Origin of the sequence: Nocardioides palaemonis (genome assembly GCF_018275325.1) — a bacterium.
GTDB lineage: Bacteria > Actinomycetota > Actinomycetes > Propionibacteriales > Nocardioidaceae > Nocardioides > Nocardioides palaemonis.
The window spans coordinates 2,049,858-2,064,123 of record NZ_JAGVQR010000001.1 but is presented as its reverse complement, the minus strand read 5'-3'; the positions used below and the strand labels follow the sequence as shown (position 1 = coordinate 2,064,123).

At 73.8% G+C, this 14,266-nt stretch carries 18 protein-coding genes; 12 read left to right on the top strand and 6 right to left on the bottom strand.

What is annotated here, in order from left to right:
• The first annotated feature begins 1 nt into the window (after position 1).
• A complete protein-coding gene (locus tag KDN32_RS10125; RefSeq protein WP_211731846.1) occupies positions 2-427 on the top strand; it encodes an MmcQ/YjbR family DNA-binding protein in 426 nt (141 codons plus the stop codon).
• Positions 420-1,736 carry an RsmB/NOP family class I SAM-dependent RNA methyltransferase gene (locus KDN32_RS10120; protein ID WP_211731845.1) on the top strand — a complete coding sequence of 439 codons (1,317 nt, stop codon included), beginning with the start codon at positions 420-422 and terminating at the stop codon, positions 1,734-1,736. Before KDN32_RS10125 ends, KDN32_RS10120 begins: the two co-directional genes overlap by 8 nt.
• Before the next feature lie 26 nt (positions 1,737-1,762).
• Here KDN32_RS10120 and KDN32_RS10115 read toward each other — a convergent pair whose 3' ends face one another.
• Positions 1,763-2,494 (bottom strand): AAA family ATPase, encoded by a 732-nt coding sequence (locus tag KDN32_RS10115; RefSeq protein ID WP_249216406.1) that lies wholly within the window; start codon positions 2,492-2,494, stop codon positions 1,763-1,765.
• 183 nt (positions 2,495-2,677) lie between these two features.
• Between KDN32_RS10115 and KDN32_RS10110 the strand changes: the two genes are divergently transcribed.
• The 6 genes from KDN32_RS10110 (at position 2,678) to KDN32_RS10085 (ending at position 7,283) form a co-directional block, all read left to right on the top strand.
• Entirely contained in the window at positions 2,678-3,652 is a 975-nt protein-coding gene (locus tag KDN32_RS10110) for a hypothetical protein (protein WP_211731843.1), read from the top strand.
• Between the two features lie 22 nt (positions 3,653-3,674).
• Positions 3,675-4,631, top strand: coding sequence for a non-homologous end-joining DNA ligase (gene ligD / locus KDN32_RS10105; RefSeq protein ID WP_211731842.1), 957 nt, complete (start codon positions 3,675-3,677; stop codon positions 4,629-4,631).
• A 79-nt stretch (positions 4,632-4,710) separates the two neighbouring features.
• Positions 4,711-5,646 (top strand): lipid kinase, encoded by a 936-nt coding sequence (locus KDN32_RS10100; RefSeq protein ID WP_211731841.1) that lies wholly within the window; start codon positions 4,711-4,713, stop codon positions 5,644-5,646.
• Between the two features lie 10 nt (positions 5,647-5,656).
• Positions 5,657-6,319, top strand: a complete 663-nt coding sequence (gene rpe, locus KDN32_RS10095) for a ribulose-phosphate 3-epimerase (RefSeq protein ID WP_211731840.1) — start codon at positions 5,657-5,659, stop codon at positions 6,317-6,319.
• Complete coding sequence (locus KDN32_RS10090; RefSeq protein WP_211731839.1) at positions 6,319-6,717, top strand: hypothetical protein; 399 nt, start codon at positions 6,319-6,321, stop codon at positions 6,715-6,717. The genes rpe and KDN32_RS10090 overlap by 1 nt, the downstream gene beginning before the upstream one ends.
• Positions 6,718-6,809: 92 nt before the next feature.
• Positions 6,810-7,283 (top strand): DUF427 domain-containing protein, encoded by a 474-nt coding sequence (locus tag KDN32_RS10085; protein ID WP_211731838.1) that lies wholly within the window; start codon positions 6,810-6,812, stop codon positions 7,281-7,283.
• Positions 7,284-7,307: 24 nt separating this feature from the next.
• Here the strand turns inward: KDN32_RS10085 and KDN32_RS10080 are convergent, their stop codons facing one another.
• From KDN32_RS10080 to KDN32_RS10070, 3 genes are all read right to left on the bottom strand, one after another.
• Positions 7,308-7,688 carry a hypothetical protein gene (locus KDN32_RS10080; RefSeq protein WP_211731837.1) on the bottom strand — a complete coding sequence of 127 codons (381 nt, stop codon included), beginning with the start codon at positions 7,686-7,688 and terminating at the stop codon, positions 7,308-7,310.
• A gap of 113 nt (positions 7,689-7,801) precedes the next feature.
• A complete protein-coding gene (locus KDN32_RS10075; RefSeq protein ID WP_211731836.1) occupies positions 7,802-8,029 on the bottom strand; it encodes a DUF5703 family protein in 228 nt (75 codons plus the stop codon).
• Between the two features lie 22 nt (positions 8,030-8,051).
• Entirely contained in the window at positions 8,052-8,999 is a 948-nt protein-coding gene (locus tag KDN32_RS10070) for an aldo/keto reductase (protein WP_211731835.1), read from the bottom strand.
• Between the two features lie 64 nt (positions 9,000-9,063).
• Between KDN32_RS10070 and KDN32_RS10065 the strand changes: the two genes are divergently transcribed.
• Positions 9,064-9,888 (top strand): undecaprenyl-diphosphate phosphatase, encoded by an 825-nt coding sequence (locus tag KDN32_RS10065; protein WP_211731834.1) that lies wholly within the window; start codon positions 9,064-9,066, stop codon positions 9,886-9,888.
• On the opposite strand, the gene KDN32_RS10060 is transcribed toward KDN32_RS10065, so the two are convergent.
• Entirely contained in the window at positions 9,854-11,086 is a 1,233-nt protein-coding gene (locus tag KDN32_RS10060; protein ID WP_307853918.1) for an MFS transporter, read from the bottom strand. The two genes, KDN32_RS10065 and KDN32_RS10060, sit on opposite strands and share 35 nt — an antisense overlap.
• The gene (gene corA / locus KDN32_RS10055; RefSeq protein ID WP_211731833.1) at positions 11,083-12,063 is read right to left on the bottom strand and encodes a magnesium/cobalt transporter CorA; all 981 of its coding nucleotides are present in this window, start codon (positions 12,061-12,063) and stop codon (positions 11,083-11,085) included. Before corA ends, KDN32_RS10060 begins: the two co-directional genes overlap by 4 nt.
• 58 nt (positions 12,064-12,121) lie before the next feature.
• Between corA and KDN32_RS10050 the strand changes: the two genes are divergently transcribed.
• From KDN32_RS10050 to KDN32_RS10040, 3 genes are read left to right on the top strand one after another with little or no spacing between them, the layout of a single operon-like run.
• Positions 12,122-12,850: a histidine phosphatase family protein gene (locus KDN32_RS10050; RefSeq protein ID WP_211731832.1), complete on the top strand. Its 729-nt coding sequence runs from the start codon at positions 12,122-12,124 to the stop codon at positions 12,848-12,850.
• 10 nt (positions 12,851-12,860) lie between these two features.
• Entirely contained in the window at positions 12,861-13,445 is a 585-nt protein-coding gene (locus KDN32_RS10045; protein ID WP_211731831.1) for a DUF3090 domain-containing protein, read from the top strand.
• Positions 13,435-14,217 (top strand): SCO1664 family protein, encoded by a 783-nt coding sequence (locus tag KDN32_RS10040; protein ID WP_211731830.1) that lies wholly within the window; start codon positions 13,435-13,437, stop codon positions 14,215-14,217. The genes KDN32_RS10045 and KDN32_RS10040 overlap by 11 nt, the downstream gene beginning before the upstream one ends.
• The last annotated feature ends 49 nt before the right edge of the window (positions 14,218-14,266 follow it).

Here is a 14,266-nt window from a genome sequence, read left to right as displayed (position 1 = left end):
CGTGACGGCCCCGGACGACCGGCCCGCCGTGCCCGAGGACGTCGACGACATCTGCGCCGCGCTCCCGGAGACCGAGCTGGGGACGTCGTGGGGCGACGTGCCCACGTGGAAGGTCCCGCGCGGGGACAAGGGCAAGGGCTTCGTGCTCTACCGCCACCCGCACCACACCGCGGTCGACCCCGACACCGGCGAGATGTACGACGACCTGGTCGTCATCGTCACCCCCACCGAGGCCGACAAGCTGGCGCTGGTGGAGGACGACGCGACACCGTTCTTCACCATCGACCACTTCCGCGGCTACAACGCCGTCCTCGTCCAGCAGTCCCGGCTCGGCGAGATCAGCCGGACCGAGCTGGTCGAGGTGATCACCGAGGCGTGGGCCCACCGCGCGCCGAAGCGGCTGGTGAAGGAGCACCTCGGTGGCTGAGCGACGCAGGCGGCCGGTCGACCGGCCCCGCCGGGCCGCGCTCGACGTGCTCACCGCGGTCCGCGCCGAGCGGGCCTACGCCAACCTCGAGCTGCCGCAGGTCCTGCGCAAGCACGGCCTCGAGGGCCGCGACGCGGCGCTGGCGACCGAGCTCGCGTCCGGCGCGATCCGGATGCACGGCCTCTACGACCCGGTCATCGACGCGTGCCTGACGAAGCCACGGCTCCAGGCCGAGGTGCGCGACGTGCTGCGCCTGGGCGTGCACCAGCTGCTGTCCATGCGCGTGCCGGACCACGCGGCGATCTCGACGAGCGTCGACCTCGTCCGGGCCACCGTCGGACAGGGACCGGCGGGCCTGGTCAACGCGGTGCTCCGCACCATCAGCCGGCGCTCGCGGGAGGAGTGGGTGGCCGAGGTCGCCCCGGACCGCGACCTCGACCTCCACGGCCACCTGGCTGTGGCGCAGTCGCACCCGCGCTGGGTCGTGGACCTGCTCGCCGAGGCGCTCGGCTCGGACGACGAACTCGACGACCTGCTCGCCGCCGACAACGCTGCGCCGCGCGTCACGCTCGTCGCCCGGCCCGGTCTCGCCGACGTCAGCGAGCTCGAGGCGGCCGGCGCGACGCGTACCAGGCTCTCGCCCCACGGTGCCGTGCTGGCGGGCGGCGACCCCGCGGCCATCCCGGCGGTCGCCGAGGGCCGCGCCGGCGTGCAGGACGAGGGCTCGCAGCTCGTCGCGCTCGCGCTCGCCGACGCCGACCTCGACGGCCGCGACGAGCGGTGGCTCGACCTGTGCGCCGGGCCCGGCGGCAAGGCCGCGCTGCTGGCCGCCCTCGCCGCCCAGCGGGGCGCGCGCCTCGTCGCCCACGAGCGGCAGCCGCACCGTGCGGCGCTGGTCGCGTCGGCGATGGCTGCCCTGCCCGCAGGCTCCGTCGACGTGCTCGCCGGCGACGGGACCCGACCCGCCTGGACCCCGGGCACCTTCGACCGGGTGCTGGTCGACGCGCCGTGCTCGGGGCTCGGGGCGCTGCGGCGCCGACCGGAGTCGCGGTGGCGCCGCTCGCCGGCCGACGTCGACGTGCTCGTCGGCCTCCAGCAGGTCCTGCTCGACGTCGCGCTGGAGTCGGTGCGCCCGGGCGGGGTCGTCGTCTACGCGACCTGCTCGCCGGTCCTGGCCGAGACGACCCACGTCGTCGACGCGGTCCTGGGCCGCCGCGACGACACCGACCGGGTCGACGACTTCCAGCTCTGGCCGCACCGCGAGGGCACCGACGCGATGTACGCCGCCACCCTGCGCCGTCGCTCCTGATCCCGCCCGGCGGATCGGCGACCGGATCAGTCCGACAGGTGGCGCAGGTAGGCCGTCGGGTCCGCGAGGTAGCGGCGCCAGTGGTCGACCAGCTCCAGGTCCTCCCACGTGGTGTCGCGCAGGCCCCACGGGCCGGCCTCGAGGATCCGTGCGCCCGGCAGCGCCGCGAGCACGGGGGAGTGGGTCGCGCACAGCACCTGCCCGCGCTGCGCTGCGACCCGCTGGAGCACCGCCACCAGAGCCAGCGTGGAGGAGAACGACAGCGCCGCCTCCGGCTCGTCGAGGCAGAACAGCCCGGAGCCCGAGAAGCGCCACTCGAGCACCTTCAGGAACGACTCGCCGTGGCTCATCTCGTGGAAGCGCGGCTCCGGCTCCGGGTCCTTGCTCGTCGACGGGTGCTCCTCGAGGTAGGAGTACCACCCGTGCATCGTCTCGGCACGCAGGAAGAAGCCCCGCTTGCTCGAGCCCACGCCGCGCACGAGGTGCAGTGCGTCGCCGAGGGCCGACTCGGTGGGCCGGGTCGAGTGCCTGCTGCCGGTGGTGCCGCCCTCGGGCGACAGGCCGAACGCGGTCGCGACGGCCTCCACCAGCGTCGACTTGCGGGACCCGTTCTCCCCGACGAGGAGGGTCACGCCCGGACCGAGGTCGAGCCCGTCGGCGAGGACCTGGCGCACCGCGGGGATCGAGGCGGGATAGGCGTCCGGCGCGAGCCCGTGGCCGGCGCGCGCCTCCACCCGGCGTACCGGGTGACGCGGCACGGGCGTGCTCCTCAGCGGCATGGGACCGAACCTAGCCACCCGGTTCCGGCACCCACCCCACATTTGGGGGTTTCCGCTGCGCGTCGCGGGTTCCCATCCTTGGTGTGGGCAAGCATGATGGGTGCACGCTCGCGGCATCGGAGGGGTGCCGCAGGTCACGGGGAGCAGGAAAGACGTATGCGGGTGCGCAGGACAGGGACGATGCTCGCCGCGGCGAGCCTGGCGGCGGTCGCCGTCGCCGGGCCGGCGCAGGCCGCGCCGCGGACGGTCAGCGGTCCCTCCACCGGTGACGACGGGCTGTTCCTCACCTACCTCTCGTGCGACGACGTGTTCGGCGCGGGCACCGCACCGGTGCCGCGGATCAACCTCGGTCCCTACGACGCTCCCGTCGGACGACGCTCGCTGGGGCTGGTGCCCCGGGGCGGGGGCACGGCGTCCGGCCCCTACGCGCGCATCGACTCGATCGCGGCTGTCGACGCGTCGCTGGAGGTCGCCGCGACCGGTGGGACCACCGGGGTGGCGCACCTCGTCACCGTGACCGCCGCCAACCCGCCCGGCACGGCGTGGGTCGGCCGCTCCGGCCTCAGCGTCGCCCCCGGGTCGTGGACCCGCATCGCCGCCCACGACCTGACCTTCGACTGGTCCCTGGTCGACCTCGGCACGCGTGCCACCATCTCCCGTGCCGGGTCGGCGACGCCGGCCGCGTTCGCCGCCGAGCACGGCGACGGTCCCGGGTTCGTGGTGACCGGCTTCGGCTGCGACGGGCACGCCTTCAACCTCGACGCGATCAGCACCGGGGGAGCCGCCATCGACTTCGAGGGCGTCGCCCTCGCCACGACCGCCGCCGTCGACCGCTCGCAGGACGCGGTGGTCGTCTCCGGCCGCGTGACCGATCCGTCCGGGCGACTCACCGGCGACCCGCTGGTGCTGGAGTCGCGCACCGCGGGCGGCGCGTGGCGCGCCGAGGGCGGCCCCGTGCTCGCCGACCCCGACGGCGTCGCCCGAGCGACCGTGCAGGTCACCGAGACGACGCAGTACCGCTGGCACCGCCCGCAGAGCCAGTACGCCGACGAGGGCTGGTCCGACCCGGTCACGGTCGACGCACCGGCCGTGCGCGGCTCCGCCACGCCCGAGTCCCAGACGCAGTCGACGCAGTAGCCGTCGGCGCTAGGGTCGGCCCGTGGCGTCTCCGTTCATCGAGGTCGAGGTCGACGACCGGGTCGTCAAGGTCACCAACCCCGACCGGGTCTACTTCCCGGAGACCGGGGCGACCAAGCTCGACCTGGTCGAGTACTACCTCAGCGTCGGCGACGGGATCGTCAACGCGCTGCGCGAACGACCCTGCATGCTGCACCGGTTCCCGAAGGGTCTCGCCGGCGACAAGGTGCACCAGAAGCGCCTGCCCGCCGGAGCGCCGGAGTGGGTCGAGACCGTGCAGCTGTTCTTCCCGCGCTGGAAGCGCACCGCCGACGAGCTCTGCGTGACCGAGCTCGCCAGCGTGGTGTGGGCGGTCCAGATGTCGACGGTCGAGTTCCACCCGTGGAACAGCCGCCGCGACGACACCGAGAAGCCCGACGAGTGGCGCATCGACCTCGACCCCGGGCCGGACTGCGACTGGGCGACGGTCCAGCGGGTCGCCCACGTCGTCCACGAGGTGCTCGACGAGCTCGGGGCGACGGGGTTCCCCAAGACCAGCGGCGGGTCCGGGCTCCACGTCTACGTCCGGATCCCGCCCGACCACGGCTTCCAGGACGTACGCCGCGGCGCGCTCGCCTTCGCCCGGGAGGTCGAGCGCCGGGCCGGGGGAGACGTCACCACCGCGTGGTGGCGCAAGGACCGCGACCCCTCCCAGCTCTTCGTCGACTACAACCAGAACGCCCGCGACCACACCATCGCCGCGGCCTACTCCGTGCGCGGTGTCGCCAACGCGCGGGTGTCGGCGCCGGTGCGGTGGGACGAGGTCGACGACTGCGCGCCCGACGACTTCACGATCGACACCGTGCCGGGGCGCTTCGCCGAGATCGGTGACCTGCACGGCGACATCGACGCCCACCCCTTCGACATCGCCCCGCTGCTCGAGTGGGCCGACCGCGACGAGGCCGAGGGGCGAGAGACGCCCGACCTCGCCGAGGAGTGAGGCAGCCGACACCCGCGTCTCAGGCGGCGCACAGGTCGTCCTCACGGTCCTCTCACGCACGCTGCCTAGGTTCGACGGCATGCACACCCAGCCGTCCACCGACCGGGTCGCGGTCGTCGTCAACACGGCCGCCCGCTCGGGAGCCCGGGCGCTGCCGCTGGTGGAGCAGGCGCTGCGCGGCCGCGCCGGAGACGTCGTCGTGCACGCGGCCGAGGGAGGTGGCGGCCTCGCCGCAGCGCTCGACGCGGCGCTCGCCGACGGCCCCGACCTGCTCGTCGTCGGCGGCGGCGACGGCACCATCGGCTGCGCGGCGGCCCGGGTCGCCCACACCGGCACCGCCCTCGGCGTGCTCCCGCTGGGCACGGCCAACGACTTCGCCCGCACGCTCGGCATCCCGACCGCCGTCCCAGCCGCGGTCCGCACCCTGACGGACGGCCACGTGGTCGACGTCGACCTCGGTCGGGTGGACGGTCGCGCGTACCTCAACGTGGCGTCGCTCGGGCTGTCGGTCGCGGTCACCCGCCGGCTCACCCCGGGTCTCAAGCGCCGGCTGGGGCGCTTCGCGTACCCCGTCGCCACGCTCGCCGCCTATCGCTCGCACCGCCCGTTCGCAGCCCGCCTCGAGCTCGCCGACGGCGCCACCCTCGAGCTCGACGACCTGCTCCACGTCGCGGTGGGCAACGGGCGCCACTACGGAGGCGGGCTGACCGTCTCGCCGACCGCGTCGATCGACGACCACCTCCTCGACGTCTACGCCGTGGAGCGGGGCCGCCTGCGCGACCACGTCTCGGTGGCGCGCCTGCTCCGCACCGGCCACCTCGTCGAGCACGAGCGGGTGCACCACGTGACGGGGCGCCGGGTCCGGCTGGTCACCGACGAGCCGCTCGAGGTCAACCTCGACGGCGAGATCGCCGCGACCACGCCCGCCACGTTCGAGGTCGACCGCAACGCGCTGCACGTCGTCGTGCCGCGGGGGAGCGGTGCCGCGCGGATGGACGGGACGACGAGTCCCTAGGATCGTCGTCGTGGGCATCCAGATCACTCCGAGCATCCTCAACGCCGACCTGTCCCGCCTCGCCGACGAGGTGGCGCGCATCCCGAGCGCCGACTGGGTGCACGTCGACGTGATGGACAACCACTTCGTCCCCAACCTGACGCTCGGGCTGCCGGTCGTCGAGGCGCTCAGCAGGCACGCCGCGCAGCCGCTCGACGCGCACCTGATGATCGAGGACGCCGACCGGTGGGCGCCCGCGTACGCCGAGGCGGGCTGCGGCTCGGTGACGTTCCACGTCGAGGCCGCCAAGGCCCCGGTGCGGCTCGCCCGCGAGATCCGGGCGCAGGGGGCCCGAGCGTCGATGGCCCTCAAGCCGGCCACCCCGATCGAGCCCTACGAGGCGCTGCTGCCCGAGCTCGACATGGTGCTGATCATGACCGTGGAGCCGGGCTTCGGCGGCCAGAAGTTCCTCGACCTGTGCCTGCCGAAGATCCGCACCGCCCGCGCCCTGATGGACAAGCACGGCGTCGAGACCTGGCTGCAGGTCGACGGCGGCGTCTCGCTCGAGACGATCGAGCGCTGCGCGGAGGCCGGCGCCGACGTCTTCGTCGCCGGGTCGGCCGTCTACTCCGCCGACGACCCGGACGCGATGGTCGAGGCGCTGCGGACGACGGCGGCCTCGGTGTCGGGCTGATGCAGCCCTACGCGCGCCTCTGGGAGCGGCTCCTGGACCTGCTGGCGAGGATGGGTGAGGTCGACGCCTCGACCCCTGGACGCATTCGTCTCCGGACCGGCCGGCGTCGCGTCGAGATCGTCATGACGGAGGACGACTGGAGCAGTCTCGTCGGGCCCATCCACGGCTCCTTCGACGGCGCGGCCGAGCACCTGCGCCGCGCGCTCGCCGAGGCCGAGGCGGCGGATGCGCCCTACCTCGTCTACTACACCTACGAGCTCGAGCCCAGCCAGACGCCCGAGAGCCCGACGCGACTGCAGGAGGAGGCGGACCTGCGTCGGGTGCAGGAGCACCTGCGGGACCACCCGGGCAGCCGCGGCGAGTGGCGCGCGTACCCGCCGGGACACGAGCCGGGCTGAGCGTCCGTCCACAGACCCGCCTGACCCACCCCGGTAGTCCGGGGGGTGTGGAGGACGGGCGCCGGATTGGCGGCGGTTCCTAGAGTGGCGCCATGACCGAGCCGACCGAGTCCGTGTGGGACTACCCGCGCCCGCCGCGGGTCGAGCCGAGCGACGAGCACGTGGTGGTGACCCACGGCGGGGTCGTCGTGGCAGACACCACGGCGAGCCTGCGGGTGCTGGAGACCAGCCACCCGCCGACCTACTACCTCCCGCGCAGCGCCTTCGCCGACGGCGTGCTGCGTCCCGGCGACGGCGCGTCGTGGTGCGAGTGGAAGGGCCAGGCGTCCTACCTCGACCTCGTCGTCGGCGACGAGGTGCTGCCGGCGATCGCCTGGACGTACCCGACGCCGTCGAAGGGCTTCGAGGCGCTCGTCGACCACGTCGCGCTCTACCCCGGTCGGGTCGACCGGTGCACCGTCGACGGCGAGGTCGTGCAGCCCCAGCCCGGCAGCTTCTACGGCGGCTGGATCACGTCCCGGGTGACCGGGCCGTTCAAGGGAGCGCCGGGCACCTCGGGCTGGTGACCCCAGCCGGTCGGTGCCGCCCGCTCAGTGCAGGCCGCGGTCGTCGACCTGCTGGCTGAGCAGGTGCGAGCCGTGCCGCTGCTGCTCGGCGATACGCCGGTCGTCGGCGACCCACGACTCGCCCTCGAGCTCGTCGGCGCGGGCCTGCGCCTGCTCGAGACGCGCGGTCCACGCGTCGACCTCGCGGGCGACGTCGTCGAGCCGGGCGCGGGGGAGGACGACCGCGTCGCCCTCGCTGCGCACGTCCGGCTGGCTGGCGGCCAGCGCGTCGACCTCGTAGGCGGTCAGGGCGCGGGTCAGACGCATCCGCACCGGGTAGGTCTCGCGGTCGACGTCGGCCGGGTCGACGGCCAGCTCAACGATCCCGATGGCCGGTCGACGGGTCGTACGGGAGAACCTGCTCATCTGCCTCATCCCCTCGGCGGGGCCCGAGCGACCCCTCCTCCCGAGCAGACCACGGGCGGGCGCGGGGCGCCATGGGGTCCTCACCCCATGGTGGGACCGGCGCCCGTCGGACGTCAGCCGGCGAAGAGGGTCAGCCGCTGCCGGATGATCTTGCGGCGCAGGACGACGCGGCGCTTGCCGTCGTTGCCGATGCGGAGCCGGTCGAGCTCCCAGCCGCCGTGCTCGGCGCGCTCGACGAGCAGTCGGGTGACCACGTTGCGCGAGAAGTCCTTCGGCAGCACGAGCGTCTCGAACTCCCACTCGATGCCGCGCCCCGGAGGACGGCGGTGCACCCTGGCCATGGCGGTCTCCTCTCGTCGGTGGTCAGTCGGCCGAGACGTCGTCGAGGGCGGCGACGATCTCGGGGGGAAGGGTCAGGTCCTCGACGCCGAGGGCGCCGTCGAGCTGGGCCGCGGTGCGGGCGCCCACGATCGGGGCGGTCACCCCGGCGCGGTCGCGCACCCACACCAGCGAGACCTCCAGCGGCGACCAGCCGAGCCCGTCGGCCGCGCGCGCGACGGCCTCGACGATGCCGCGACCGCGCTCGTCGAGGTAGGTCCCGACGAAGCGTCCGAAGTGCTCTGTGGCGGCCCGTGAGTCCGACGGCGTGCCGGTGCGGTACTTGCCGGTGAGCACCCCGCGCCCGAGCGGCGACCACGGCAGCACGCCGAGGCCGAGCGCCTGGGCGGCGGGCAGCACCTCGTGCTCGATCGTCCGGTTGAGCAGGGAGTACTCGACCTGGGTGGAGGCGAGCGTCGTACGCCCCGGGACGGCGCGCTGCCACGTCGCCGCCTGGGCGGTCTGCCAGCCGGTGTAGTTGGAGACCCCGACGTAGGACGCGCGTCCGGACGTGACCGCGTGGTCGAGCGCGGACAGCGTCTCCTCCAGCGGCGTCTCGTCGGTCCACACGTGCACCTGCCACAGGTCGACGTGGTCGACCCCGAGCCGCTTCAGCGACGCGTCGAGGGCCGGCAGGAGGTGGCCGCGCGAGGTGTTGGTGACCCGCTCGCCGGTGCGGCGGGAGATGCCGGCCTTGGTGGCCAGCACCACCTCGTCGCGGGCGACCACGTCGCCGAGGAGGCTGCCGATCAGCTCCTCGCTCGCGCCGTCGCCGTAGCCCGCGGCGGTGTCGAGCAGCGTGCCGCCGGCCTCGACGAAGGCCACGAGCTGGTCGCGCGCCTCGTGCTCGTCGGTGTCACGACCCCAGGTCATCGTGCCGAGTCCGAGCCGGGAGACCTTGAGGCCGGTGGCGCCGAGCGAACGCTGCTGCATGGAGGTGAGGGTAGCCACGGGTCGTGCGTGGCGCGGCACGGACGCGCCCGTAGGCTGACCCGCTGTGACGGATCTCCTCAAAGCGGTCGTGCTCGGCATCATCCAGGGGCTCACCGAGTTCCTGCCGATCTCGAGCAGCGCGCACCTGCGGATCTTCCCCGAGCTCTTCGGCTGGGGCGACCCGGGCGCCGCCTTCACCGCGGTGATCCAGATCGGCACCGAGCTCGCGGTGCTCATCTACTTCCGCAAGGACATCTGGCGCATCGGCAGCGCGTGGGTCCGCTCGCTGTTCCAGCCCGAGTACCGCGGCGGCCTCGACGCGCGGATGGGCTGGTACATCATCGTCGGCTCGCTGCCGATCGTGGTGCTCGGCGTGCTGCTCAAGGACGTCATCGAGCGCGACTTCCGCAACCTCTGGATCATCGGCACCACCCTCATCGTCCTGGGCGTCGTGCTCGGTATCGCCGACCGCGTCGGGCGCACCGACCGCTCGCTCGGCAAGATCACGCTCAAGGACGCCGTCCTGATGGGGGCCGCGCAGGCGCTGGCGCTCATCCCGGGCGTCTCGCGCTCGGGCGCCACGATCTCGGCCGGGCGCTTCCTCGGCCTCGAGCGGGAGGCCGCCACCCGCTTCGCCTTCCTGCTCGCGATCCCGGCCGTCGTGGGAGCCGGGCTCTTCGAGCTCAAGGAGATCCCGCACGGGCACAACGACTTCGGCTGGGGACCGACGATCACCGCGACGGTGGTCTCGTTCGTGGTCGGGTACGCCGCCATCGCATGGCTGCTGCGCTACGTCAGCACCCGCTCCTACACCCCGTTCGTGCTCTACCGGATCGCCCTCGGCGCGGCGACCCTCATCCTGCTGGGCGCGGGCGTGCTGAGCGCCTGACGGTGCCCAGCAGCAGCACCAGCGCCAGCGCCTGGGTGAGGACGACGACCACCACCAGGGCCGGCAGCGAGCGCTCGTAGAGCCACCCCGCGCCCACGCCACCCACGACGGCGAAGAGACCCTGCACGCCGGCGAACACGCCGTACGCGGTGGCGCGCCGCGGTGCCTCGACCAGCTCGGCGACGACCGCCTTGACCGTCGAGTCCTGCACGCCCTGGGCGAAGCCCCACGCGAGGACGCCGAGCAGCACGGCAACGAGCGCAGACCCCAGCGCCAGCGCCGGGACGAGGGCGACGAGGACCGGCACGACCAGCAGGACCTGCGGTCCGGTGCGGTCGTAGACGGCTCCGACGCCCAGCGCCGCCACGGCCTCGACGGCCATGGCGGCGGCGTAGACGAGGGGCACCGAGGCGACCGGGAGCAGGTCCGCGGTGACGAGGTGGTAGCCGATGATCCCGAAGGTCACGAGCGCGCCCGTGGTGAGGGACGCGGCGACGGCGTAGCGGAAGAACTCGCGCGGCAGCCCGGCGCCGACGGCCGACGCCCACCACCCGCGGGGCGGGTCGGGGGCGACGTGCTCAGCAGCGGGCGCGTCGTCGTAGACGGCCGGGTCCGGCACCTGGCGGCGCAGCGCGAGCAGCAGGAGCATCGCCAGTGCCCCCGGCACCGCGAGCACCCCGACGCCCCACCACAGCGACCCGACCGACACGACGGCTGCGACCGTGAGCGGACCGGCGAACGCTCCGACCTGGTCGAGCGCCTTGTGGACGCCGAAGCCCCGTCCGCGTCCGACGGCGGACGCGGCATGGGCCAGCAGCGCGGACTTCGAGGGCGAGCGGACCGCCTTGCCGAGCCGCTCGAGCAGGATCATCGTCGAGGCGAACGCGAGCCCGGCGGCCCCCAGCCGCGGTGCGAGCGCCAGGAGCGGCACGCACACGGCAGTCAGGCCGTAGCCCGCGATGGTCAGGCTCCAGTAGCGGCCGGTGCGGTCCGCGAGCGACCCGAACGCCAGGCGCGCGACCAGTGCCGCGGCCTCGCCGGCCCCGGTGACCAGCCCGACCGCCACCGCGGACGCCCCGAGCGCGGCGAGCAGCGGGCCGTAGACCGACCGGGCACCCTCGTAGACCATGTCGGCCGCGAGGCTGACGAACCCGAACCACCACACCACCCGCCACGCGGACGGCGGGGTGCGGCTCACAGCCAGCCGGACTTCTTGAAGAACGCCCAGAGCGCCGCGACCATCGACGCCATGACGAGCAGTGCGTAGGGGTAGCCGTAGCGCCAGTGCAGCTCGGGCATGTGGTCGAAGTTCATGCCGTAGACGCCAGCCACGAGGGTCGGCACCACGACGAGCGCGGCGCCGGCCGAGATCTTGCGCATGTCCTCGTTCTGCTGGACCGAGATCCGGGCGAGGTGTGCCTCGAAGGCGGTCGACAGCAGCATGTCGAGGTTGTCGACGACCTCGGCGACACGCTGGAGGTGGTCGGCGACGTCGCGGAAGTAGGTCGCGGTCTCGGGGGTGATCCGCTCGTCGACGCCCATCGCGAACTTCCGCATCGGCTCGCGCAGCGGCAGGACGGCACGTCGGACCTCCGCGATCTCGCGCTTGAGCACGTAGATCCGGGTCGAGTCGTCGGTGCGGGCGGGGGAGAAGACGGACGCCTCGACCTCGTCGACGTCGATCTCGAGGGCGGCGCCGACGCGCTCGTACTCGTCGACCACGCGGTCGCAGATCGCGTAGAGCACCGCCATCGGGCCGTGCTCGAGGACCTGGGCGCGCCGCTCGAGGTCGCGGCGCGCGGAGGACAGGTCGATGCCCTGGCCGTGGCGGACGGTCACCACGAAGTCGGGGCCGACGAACATGTTGATCTCGCCGGTCTCGACCGCGTCCTCCTCGTCGACGTACCAGAGCGTCTTGAGGACCAGGAACAGCGTGTCGCCGTAGCGCTCGAGCTTGGGGCGCTGGTGGGAGTCGCCGGCGTCCTCCACCGCGAGCGGGTGCAGGTCGAAGGTGCGGGCGATCTGGTCGAGCTCGTCGGCGGTGGGGTCGTGCACGCCGATCCACTGGAAGTCGCCCGGGTCGCACGGCACCCGCGCGTGGCCCAGGCTCTCGTGCCCCTCCGCGCCCAGCGGGACCCGCTGGCCGCGGTGGTAGAGGGCGTTGTCGACGATCACCTCGTCAGGCTAGTCGCTGGGAGCGCGCCGCTTCGGCAGCCACCACTAGGGTCGGGACATGGCAACCGTGATCCTCGTCCGCCACGGTCGGTCGACCGCCAACGCCACCGGCGTGCTCGCGGGTCGGCTCCCCGGAGTGCACCTCGACGACACCGGGGTGGCGCAGGCCGCCGCGGTCGGCGACCGGCTCGCCGGCGTACGCCTCTCCGCGGCGGTGACGAGTCCGCTCGAGCGCTGCCGCGAGACCGCCCGCGAGGTCCTCCGGCGCCAGGCAGAGCCGCTGCGTCCCAGCACCGACAAGCAGCTGTCCGAGTGCGACTACGGCGACTGGCAGGGCAGGGAGCTCAAGGAGCTCGCGAAGGAGAAGCTGTGGAAGGTGGTGCAGGCCCAGCCGTCCGCCGCGACCTTCCCCGGCGGGGAGTCGATGCGCGCCATGCAGGACCGGGCGGTGGCGGCGGTGCGCCGGCACGACGCGCGGGTGACCGCCGAGCACGGACCGGACGCCGTGTGGCTCGCGGTCAGCCACGGCGACGTGATCAAGTCGGTCCTCGCCGACGCCCTCGGCACCCACCTCGACCTCTTCCAGCGCATCCACGTCGACCCGGCGTCGGTCTCGGTCATCCGCTACACCGAGTCGCGGCCCTTCGTGCTCGGCACCAACACCCACGGTGGTGACCTGTCGTGGCTGACCCCGCCGAAGAAGGCCCGCCGCGGCGCGCGAGCCCGCAGCGGCGACGCGGCCGTCGGCGGCGGAGCCGGACCTGGTGCGCAGACGGAGAGGTCCTAGGGTGAGTGACATGCCCGTCGTCCACCGTTTCGACCCGCCCGAGCGCTTCGTCGCCGGGACCGTCGGGGAACCCGGCCAGCGCACCTTCTTCCTCCAGGCCCGCCAGGGTGCGCGCCTGGTGAGCGTGTCGCTGGAGAAGCAGCAGGTCTCGGCGCTGGCCGAGCGCGTCGACGAGCTCCTCGACGAGCTGATGGGCGCCGCCGGCGACGAGGTGCTGATCCCGGCGATCGCGCCGCGCGACCTGGTCGACAACCAGCCGCTCGAACAGCCGATCGAGGAGGAGTTCCGCGCCGGCACCATGACGCTGTCGTGGGACTCCGACGACGAGCGGGTCGTCATCGAGGTCTTCCCCTTCTCCGAGGCGGCAGTCGTGTCGCCCGAGCAGCTCCAGGAGGACCTCGAGGACCTCCTCGAGCCAGAGCCCGAGGAGATCTTCCTGGTCCGCATCACCGCGGCGGCTGCGCGGTCGTTCGTGGAGCGCTCGCGCACCGTGATCGGCGCCGGACGCCCGGACTGCCCGTTCTGCGGGGAGCCCGTCGACCCCGACGGGCACCTCTGCGTGCGTGCGAACGGCTTCCGCCGCCGTGAGCCCTGACCGACCCGTCGACGCGCAGGTCCCCGAGGGCGAGATCACCCTGCACGGCCGGGTCCTGCCGGCGTCGAACGCGACGTTCGTCGGCGAGGTCGACGGCGTACGGGTCGTCTACAAGCCGGTGGCGGGCGAGCGGCCGCTGTGGGACTTCCCCGACGGCACCCTCGCCGCCCGCGAGGTCGCGGCCCACGCCGTGTCGGAGGCGCTGGGCTGGGACGTCGTCCCGCCGACCGTCCTGCGCGAGGGCCCCCACGGCATCGGGATGGTCCAGCTCTGGCGGGACGAGGACCCCGACCAGGCGCCGGTCGACATCGTCGCCGAGGGCACCGTGCCCGACGGGTTCCGGCACGTCTTCGACGGCCTCGACGCCCACGACCGGGGCGTCTCGCTGGTGCACGAGGACTCCCCGGCGCTGCGCCGGATGGCGGTGTTCGACGTGGTCGTCAACAACGCCGACCGCAAGGGCGGCCACGTCCTGCCGATGCCCGACGGTCACCGCCACGGCGTCGACCACGGGCTGACCTTCCACGTCGAGACCAAGCTCCGCACCGTCCTGTGGGGGTGGGTCGGGGAGGCCCTGGTCGAGGAGGAGCTCGACGGCCTGCGCCGCCTCGCCGCCGCGCTCGACGGCGACCTCGGCCAGGCGCTGGCCGGGTTGCTGACCGGTCCGGAGGTCGCCGTGACGCGTCGTCGGGTCGAGCGGCTGCTCGCGCGCGGCGAGTTCCCGGCGCCCGCCTCCTCGTCGTACCCGGTCATCCCCTGGCCGCCGTTCTGACGCCGCGCCCCTTCTCCCGGTGGCGCACGGCCGGTCGATAGTCTTCCTG